This is a genomic window from Pseudomonas sp. Sample_16, from assembly GCF_004307665.1.
Lineage (GTDB): Bacteria > Pseudomonadota > Gammaproteobacteria > Pseudomonadales > Pseudomonadaceae > Aquipseudomonas.
The window spans coordinates 1-8,446 of the sequence record NZ_RCOB01000171.1 but is presented as its reverse complement, the minus strand read 5'-3'; the positions used below and the strand labels follow the sequence as shown (position 1 = coordinate 8,446).

Below are 8,446 nucleotides of genomic sequence, written 5' to 3'. Positions count from 1 at the left end.
TGACTGCCCCGGTCGTGCCGAGCACGCCAGCACCCGCCCCGGTGGCTGCGGCTCCTGTTGCCGGTCAAGGCCAGGTGCAAATTCAGTTCACGGCTGATTGCTGGACGCAAGTGACCGACGGTGGCGGTAAAGTGCTGTTCAGTGGTCTCAAGCGTAAAGGCGACAATGTTTCCGTCAGCGGCAAACCGCCGTTCGCTGTACGTCTGGGTTATGCCCGTGGCGCGCAGGTCAATTACAACGGTCAGGCGGTTGATGTTGCTCCGTTCACCAGTGGCGAGACTGCTCGCCTGAAGTTGGGTCAATAAGTCATGCACGGCGAATCTCCAATCAAACGTCGCGAATCGCGCAAGATCTGGGTCGGTAACGTTCCTGTTGGCGGCGATGCGCCCATCGCTGTGCAGAGCATGACCAACAGCGATACCAACGATGTCGCGGCCACCGTTGCCCAGATCAATCGTCTGGAAGCGGCCGGTGTCGACATCGTGCGGGTTTCCGTCCCGGACATGGACGCTGCCGAAGCGTTCGGCAAGATCAAGCAACTGGTCAAAGTGCCGTTGGTTGCCGACATCCACTTCGATTACCGGATTGCATTGCGCGTAGCCGAACTCGGTGTCGACTGCCTGCGAATCAACCCGGGCAACATCGGTCGTGAAGACCGCGTGCGCGCGGTGGTCGATGCCGCCCGTGATCGCGGGATTCCGATCCGCATCGGCGTCAATGCCGGTTCCCTGGAAAAAGACCTGCAAAAGAAATACGGCGAACCGACCCCGGCTGCACTGATCGAATCGGCCTTGCGCCACGTCGAGCACCTTGAACGCCTGAACTTCCAGGACTTCAAGGTCAGCGTGAAAGCCTCCGACGTGTTCATGGCTGTCGAAGCCTACCGCTTGCTGGCCAAGGAAATCGTTCAGCCGCTGCACCTGGGCATCACCGAAGCCGGTGGTTTGCGCTCCGGCACAGTGAAATCTGCCGTGGGCCTCGGTATGCTGCTCGCCGAAGGGATTGGCGATACTATCCGCATCTCGTTGGCGGCCGACCCGGTCGAGGAAGTGAAGGTCGGCTACGACATTCTCAAATCCCTGCACCTGCGTTCCCGTGGCATCAACTTCATCGCCTGCCCGAGCTGCTCGCGGCAGAACTTTGATGTGGTCAAGACCATGAACGAGCTGGAAGGGCGTCTCGAAGACTTGCTGGTGCCGCTGGATGTCGCGGTCATCGGATGCGTGGTCAACGGTCCGGGTGAAGCCAAGGAAGCCCATATCGGCTTGACTGGCGGCACGCCAAACCTGATCTACATCGACGGCAAGCCGTCGCAGAAACTGACGAATGACAATCTGGTGGATGAGCTTGAACGCTTGATCCGCCAGAAAGCGGCCGAAAAGGTCGAAGCTGACGCTGCCGTTATTGCGCGCGGCTGACGAACGAATTTAAGGATTTATAGTGAGCAAGTCTCTGCAAGCCATTCGTGGCATGAACGACATCCTGCCCGAACAGACACCCCTGTGGCGTCATTTCGAAGGCACCGTTTCGCGTTTGCTGGATAACTACGGTTACAAGCAGATCCGCATGCCGATCGTCGAGTTCACCGAGCTGTTCAAGCGCTCCATCGGTGAAGTGACCGACATCGTCGAAAAAGAGATGTACACCTTCGACGACCGTAACGGCGATTCCCTGACGCTGCGTCCTGAAGGCACGGCAGCGTGCGTGCGTGCAGTGCTCGAGCACGGCATCACTGGCGGTGGCCAGGTACAGAAGCTCTGGTACATCGGCCCGATGTTCCGCCACGAGCGTCCGCAGAAAGGCCGTTATCGCCAGTTCCACCAGATTGGTGTCGAAGTGTTCAACCTCGACGGTCCGGACATCGATGCCGAGCTGATCGTGCTGACCTGGCGCCTGTGGGGTGAGCTGGGCATCCGTGATGCGGTCAAGCTCGAGCTCAACAGCCTGGGCACCAGCGAGTCCCGTGGTCGTTATCGCGAAGCACTGGTCGAGTTCCTGTCCGGGCATCTGGACAAGCTGGACGAAGACAGCCAGCGCCGCCTGAAGACCAATCCGCTGCGGGTCCTGGACACCAAGAACGCCGACACACAGGCGATTCTGGTCGATGCGCCGAAGATGGCCGACTACCTCGACGATGAGTCCCGCGTGCACTTCGAGGGCCTCAAGGCTCGCCTGGACGCCGCCGGCATTCCTTATGTGATCAACCCGAAGCTGGTTCGCGGGCTGGACTACTACAGCAAGACCGTTTTCGAATGGGTCACCGACAAACTCGGCGCCCAGGGCACCGTGTGTGCCGGTGGTCGTTACGACGGCCTGGTCGAGCAGATGGGCGGCAAGCCTACTGCCGGCGTCGGTTTCGCCATGGGCATCGAGCGTCTGGTGCTGTTGCTGGAAACCCTTGAGCAGATCCCGGCTGAGATCGCCCGTCAGGTCGACGTCTACCTCTGCGCCTTCGGCGAAGAAGCCGAACTGGCCGGCCTGGCCCTGGCAGAACGTGTGCGCGATCAATTACCCAACCTGCGTCTGCAAGTGAATGCTGGCGCCGGCAGTTTCAAAAGCCAGTTCAAGAAAGCCGACAAGAGCGGTGCGCTGTATGCATTGATCCTCGGCGACGACGAGATGGCCCAGCAAGTGGTAGGTTTCAAACCCCTGCGTGGCCAGGGCGAACAACAAAGCATTGCCTGGGATGCGCTTGCGGATCACCTGGCCACCTGCGTCGTGCAGGGTTGAAGCTGTCTTAAACAGCCGAATTAGCGATTAAGGAGTATTGGGGTGTCGAGTACCGAAGACGAAAATTTGGCGGATTTGAAGGATTGGTGGTCACGCAACGGCAAGCCCCTGGTCACTGGTGGCCTGTTGGCGCTGGTCATCGTGTTCGGCTGGCAGGCGTTCCAGAAGTATCAGAGCAACCAGTCGCAAGGCGCCTCGATGCTCTATCAGCAATTGCTGGAAACCACGCTGACGCCTGACGGCAAGCCTGATGCGGCGCGTGTTTCCGATCTGGCCGGCAAGCTCAACAGCGAATTCGCCGGCAGCGCCTACGCGCAGTACGGCAGCCTGTTCGTGGCGAAAGTCGCGGTCGACAGCGGCAAGCTCGATGACGCAGCCAGCGAACTGAAAGCCATTGTTGCCAAGCCTGCCAACCCGGCGCTGGGCGAAATCGCCCGTCAACGCCTGGCCCAGGTGCTGGCCGCGCAGAACAAGGTCGATGAAGCCCTGAAACTGCTCGAAGGCGATGCCGACAAGGCGTTCCTGGCCACTCGTGAAGAACTCAAGGGTGACCTGCTGGTGCAGTTGGGTCGTACCGATGAAGCACACGCGGCGTATCAAAAAGCCAAGGCGGCACTGTCGGATGAAGCGGCGGTCGGTGGCCTACAAATCAAGCTGGACGACCTGGCCAAAGGGGATGCGTGACGTGATCCGTTGGAAACATGCAGCATTGCTGGCCCTGGCCATTCTGGCCGCGGGTTGCAGCAGCAACAGCAAGAAAGAATTGCCACCGGCCGAGTTGACTGACTTCAAAGAAGAAGTGGTCCTGCAGAAACAGTGGAGTCGTTCGATCGGTGACGGTCAGGGCGAAACCTACAACATGCTGGTACCAGCAGTCGAAGGCGATACCATCTATGCCGCCGACGTGACCGGTGTGGTGATGGCACTGGATCGCAGCAACGGCGACGTCAAGTGGAAGAAAGATCTCGAACTGCCTGTTTCCGGCGCCGTTGGTGTAGGTTACGGTCTGCTGACGATTGGTACGACCAAGGGTGAAATCGTTGCCCTCGACGCCATCAACGGCGAAGAGAAATGGCGCGCTCGCGTGTCCAGCGAAGTTCTTGCACCACCTGCCAACAACGGCGACGTTGTGGTGGTTCAGACCCAGGATGATCGTCTGATCGGTCTGGATGCCGCGACCGGCAACCAGCGCTGGTTGTATGACAGCACACCTGCGGTGCTGACCCTGCGTGGCACCAGTGCGCCGATCGTAACCAACCGCCTCGCGGTGGCTGGCCTGTCGACCGGTAAAGTGGTTGCTCTGGATATTTCCAACGGCGTGCCGGTGTGGGAACAGCGTGTAGCGGTCCCGCAAGGTCGTTCGGAACTGGAGCGTGTTGTCGACATCGACGGCGGCTTGCTGCTGTCCGGCGGTACTTTGTATGTCGCCAGCTACCAGGGTCGCGTTGCGGCACTGGACCTGGAAAGCGGTCGTCAGCTCTGGCAGCGTGATGCTTCCAGCTATGCCGGTGTCGCCCAGGGTTTCGGTACCGTGTATGTGAGCCTGTCTTCGGGCACCGTTGAAGGCGTCGACGAGCGTTCCACCACCGCATTGTGGAGCAACGACTCGCTGGCCCGCCGTCAACTGTCGGCTCCGGAAGTGTTCTCCAGCTACGTTGCAGTCGGTGACCTGGAAGGTTACCTGCACTTGCTGAGTCAGGTGGACGGTCGTTTCGTCGGCCGCGAGCGCATCGACAGCGACGGCCTTCGCGCTCGTCCGCTGGTGGTGGGTGACACGATTTATGTATATGGCAACAGCGGCAAACTGGAAGCCCTGACCATTAAGTAAAGGTTTGACTATGCTTGGGGTTAATCCCCAAGCGGCCCCGTTTTGCGGGGCTCGCAGCGCTTACAGGCGCTGCCCCGAGCACCAGCCGCTGCCTCGCAGCGGCTTTTGTATTTTCTGAAATAACGAAGTGGAGAGCCGCATGGTTCCCGTAATCGCCCTGGTGGGCCGACCGAACGTCGGCAAGTCCACCTTGTTCAACCGCCTGACCAGGACTCGCGACGCCATCGTCGGCGACTTGTCCGGTCTGACCCGTGATCGCCAATACGGTGAGGCCAAGTGGCAAGGGCGTTCCTACATTCTGGTCGACACCGGTGGTATCTCCGGTGACGAGCACGGTATGGACGAAAAAATGGCCGAGCAGTCGCTGCTGGCCATTGAAGAAGCGGATGTTGTTCTGTTCCTGGTAGATGCCAAGGCCGGTTTCACCGCCGCCGACCAGATGATCGCCGAGCATTTGCGCAAACGTAACAAGCGTTCCTACGTGGTTGCCAACAAGGTCGACAACATCGACCCTGAAATGGCCCGCGCCGAATTCGCCCCGTTGGGCATGGGCCACGCGATCCCGATCGCCGGCGCCCACGGCCGTGGCATCACGCAATTGCTGGAAGCCGCCCTGAGCGAATTCCCGCGCGATGATGACGAGCCGGCTGAAGGCGAAGAGGAAGAAGTCGTTGCCGAAGGCGAGGAAGCCAAGCGCATTCCTGGTCCGAGCGAAAAAGACGGGATCAAGATCGCCATCATCGGTCGTCCGAACGTCGGCAAGTCGACCCTGGTCAACCGCATGCTCGGTGAAGACCGGGTCATCGTCTACGACCAGCCCGGCACCACCCGTGACAGCATCTACATCCCGTTCGAGCGTAACGACGAGAAGTACACACTGATCGACACCGCGGGTGTGCGCAAGCGCGGCAAGATCCACGAAGAAGTCGAAAAGTTCTCCGTGGTCAAAACCCTGCAAGCGATCAAAGACGCCAACGTGGTGATCTTCGTGATGGACGCCCGCGAAGGCGTGGTCGATCACGACCTCAATCTGCTGGGCTTCGCCATTGAGTCGGGTCGTGCACTGGTTATCGCGATCAACAAGTGGGACGGCATGACGCCGAGCGAGCGCGACTTCGTGAAGGTCGAGCTGCAGCGTCGACTGTTCTTCGTTGACTACGCCGACATCCACTTCATTTCGGCACTGCACGGCACGGGCGTGGGCAACCTCTACGCATCCGTACAGAATTCGTTCAAGTCCGCAGTCACCCGCTGGCCAACCAACCGCCTGACCCAGATTCTGGAAGATGCAGTTGGCGAGCACGCGCCGCCGATGGTCAACAACCGCCGGATCAAGCTGCGCTATGCGCACTTGGGTGGTGCCAACCCGCCGATCATCGTGATCCACGGTAACCAGATCGAGAAAGTACCGAAGTCGTATGTGCGCTATCTGGAGAACACTTACCGCCGTGTCCTGAAACTGGTCGGTACGCCGATCCGTATCGAGTTCAAGGGCGGCGAGAACCCGTACGAAGGCAACAAGAACTCGCTCACCGACCGCCAGGTCAACAAGAAGCGTCGCTTGATGTCCCACCACAAGAAGGCCGACAAGAAACGCCGCGACAAGCGTTGATTCAAGCCAGCCCACACATATGTGTGTGGGCACTCTGTGGCGAGGGAGCTTGCTCCCGCTCGGCTGCGCAGCAGTCGCAAAAACAGTCGATGCGTTTAATCTGAGCATTCTCGGTTGCTGATCTTGGGACCGCTTCGCGGTCCAGCGGGAGCAAGCTCCCTCGCCACAGGTTTGGTGGTGATCAATTGAAGAAGGGCGTCTTTAAGGCGCCCTTTTTCATGCCTGCCGTTTGGGCTATCCTCGGGCTCTCCCGTGCCGTCGTAGAGCCGGGTGTAGAGCAGGGAATCACCGATGATCACCAGCAAGCTGCCGAATGTCGGCATCACTATCTTCACTCAGATGTCTCAGCTCGCGGCGCAAACCGGGGCCATCAATCTGTCCCAGGGTTTCCCTGATTTCGCTGCCCCGCAGGCCCTGTGCGATGCAGTCGGGCGTCACGTTGCCAATGGGCATAACCAGTATTCACCGATGACCGGGCTGCCGGCACTGCGTCAGCAAGTGGCGGCGAAGATTGCTCGCAGTTATGGCGTACATGTCGATGCCGACAACGAAGTGACCATCACTCCTGGTGCTACCCAAGCGATCTTCTGCGCGATTCAGGCCGTTATCCACAGCGGCGACGAAGTGATCGTTTTCGATCCGTGCTACGACAGTTACGAGCCGTCGGTGGAGCTGGCCGGTGGTCGTTGCGTGCATGTGCAGCTCGGACTGAATGACTTCTCTATCGATTTCCAGAAACTGGCTGAAGCCATTACGCCGCGCACGCGGATGATTGTGCTGAACACTCCGCACAACCCGAGCGGCGCGTTGATCAACCGTGCCGAGCTGGATCAGCTGGCGAATTTGATCCGTGATCGCGATATCTATCTGGTCAGCGACGAAGTCTATGAACACCTGGTGTTTGACGGCGTACCCCACGTCAGTGTGCTCAATCATGAAGAGCTGTATCAACGTGCGTTTGTGGTCAGCTCGTTCGGCAAGACCTACCACGTTACCGGCTGGAAAACCGGCTATGTAGTCGCGCCACCGGCGCTGACGGCGGAGCTTCGCAAGGTTCACCAATACGTGAGTTTCTGCGGTGTGACGCCGCTGCAGTACGCATTGGCTGATTTCATGGCCGAGCAGCCGCAACACGTCGAAGAGCTTCCGGCGTTCTATCAGACCAAGCGCGACCTGTTCTGCGATCTGCTTTCGCCGTCGCGCTTCAGTTTCACCCGGGTAGCCGGCACCTATTTCCAGTTGGTTGATTACTCGCAGATTCGTCCGGATCTCAATGACGTCGAGATGGCGTTGTGGATGACCCGAGAGCATGGCGTGGCGAGTATTCCGATCTCGGTGTTCTACCAAACGCCCCCCGTCGGCCAACGCCTGGTGCGGCTATGTTTTGCCAAACGCGAGGAGACCCTGCGTGAAGCAGCGGAAAAATTATGCGTGATCTGAGTGCTCTGCCGAATCTGACCGTCGCGCTGATCCAGACGACGTTGGCCTGGCATGATCGCCAGGCCAACCTGGAGCATTTCGAGCGATTGCTGGAGCAGGCCCGCGGAGCTGACTTGATCATCCTGCCGGAAATGTTCACCACCGGTTTCTCCATGGAGTCGCAAACCCTGGCTGAACCGGAAAACGGCCCGACCAGCCAGTGGCTACGAACTCAGGCGGCGAAACTTGAGGCGGTAATCACCGGCAGTGTGATCGTGCAGGCGGCCGACGGCAGCCACCGCAATCGTCTGTTGTGGGCGCGGCCGGACGGTGAAGTGTTGCATTACGACAAGCGCCACCTGTTCCGCATGGCCGGTGAGCACAACCACTACACGCCGGGTGAGCGTCAGGTGCAGTTCGAGCTCAAGGGCTGGCGCGTGCGGCCGCTGATTTGCTATGACCTGCGCTTCCCGGTGTGGAGCCGCGATGCTCAGGATACTGACCTGCTGCTCTACACCGCCAACTGGCCGGGGGCACGTCGTCAGCACTGGAATCGGTTGTTGCCGGCACGGGCGATCGAGAACCTGTGCTACGTGGCGGCGGTGAATCGCATCGGCACCGATGGCAAGGGTTTCGCGTATACCGGCGACAGTCAGGTGCTGGATTTCCAGGGCGAGACGTTGCTCAGTGCGGGGGAGGCGGATGGGGTGTTCACGGTAGTGCTGGATGCGGCGGGACTGGCGGCGTATCGGCAGCGGTTTCCGGCGAATCTGGATGCGGACACTTTCGAGTTCACCTGACTGATCGTACCCACGCTCCGCGTGGGAACGCAGCCCGGGACGCTCTGCGTCCCATTT

Annotated in this window: 8 protein-coding genes; all 8 read left to right on the top strand. The window is 59.8% G+C overall.

Going from position 1 to position 8,446, the window contains the following annotated elements; genetic code table 11:
- On the top strand, positions 1 to 305 hold a 305-nt coding region (locus D8U69_RS22700), incomplete at its 5' end, for a DUF4115 domain-containing protein (RefSeq protein ID WP_130908172.1).
- 3 nt (positions 306 to 308) lie between these two features.
- Positions 309 to 1,418 (top strand): flavodoxin-dependent (E)-4-hydroxy-3-methylbut-2-enyl-diphosphate synthase, encoded by a 1,110-nt coding sequence (gene ispG / locus D8U69_RS22695; RefSeq protein ID WP_130908170.1) that lies wholly within the window; start codon positions 309 to 311, stop codon positions 1,416 to 1,418.
- A gap of 22 nt (positions 1,419 to 1,440) precedes the next feature.
- Positions 1,441 to 2,730 carry a histidine--tRNA ligase gene (gene hisS / locus D8U69_RS22690; protein ID WP_130908169.1) on the top strand — a complete coding sequence of 430 codons (1,290 nt, stop codon included), beginning with the start codon at positions 1,441 to 1,443 and terminating at the stop codon, positions 2,728 to 2,730.
- 42 nt (positions 2,731 to 2,772) lie between these two features.
- A complete protein-coding gene (locus D8U69_RS22685; protein WP_056855168.1) occupies positions 2,773 to 3,414 on the top strand; it encodes a tetratricopeptide repeat protein in 642 nt (213 codons plus the stop codon).
- A complete protein-coding gene (bamB, locus tag D8U69_RS22680) occupies positions 3,407 to 4,558 on the top strand; it encodes an outer membrane protein assembly factor BamB (protein WP_056855169.1) in 1,152 nt (383 codons plus the stop codon). The genes D8U69_RS22685 and bamB overlap by 8 nt, the downstream gene beginning before the upstream one ends.
- A gap of 139 nt (positions 4,559 to 4,697) precedes the next feature.
- Complete coding sequence (gene der / locus D8U69_RS22675) at positions 4,698 to 6,170, top strand: ribosome biogenesis GTPase Der (protein ID WP_130908168.1); 1,473 nt, start codon at positions 4,698 to 4,700, stop codon at positions 6,168 to 6,170.
- A gap of 291 nt (positions 6,171 to 6,461) precedes the next feature.
- Positions 6,462 to 7,610: a pyridoxal phosphate-dependent aminotransferase gene (locus D8U69_RS22670; protein WP_130908167.1), complete on the top strand. Its 1,149-nt coding sequence runs from the start codon at positions 6,462 to 6,464 to the stop codon at positions 7,608 to 7,610.
- Positions 7,598 to 8,389 (top strand): amidohydrolase, encoded by a 792-nt coding sequence (locus D8U69_RS22665; protein ID WP_056855261.1) that lies wholly within the window; start codon positions 7,598 to 7,600, stop codon positions 8,387 to 8,389. The genes D8U69_RS22670 and D8U69_RS22665 overlap by 13 nt, the downstream gene beginning before the upstream one ends.
- Positions 8,390 to 8,446: the final 57 nt, after the last annotated feature.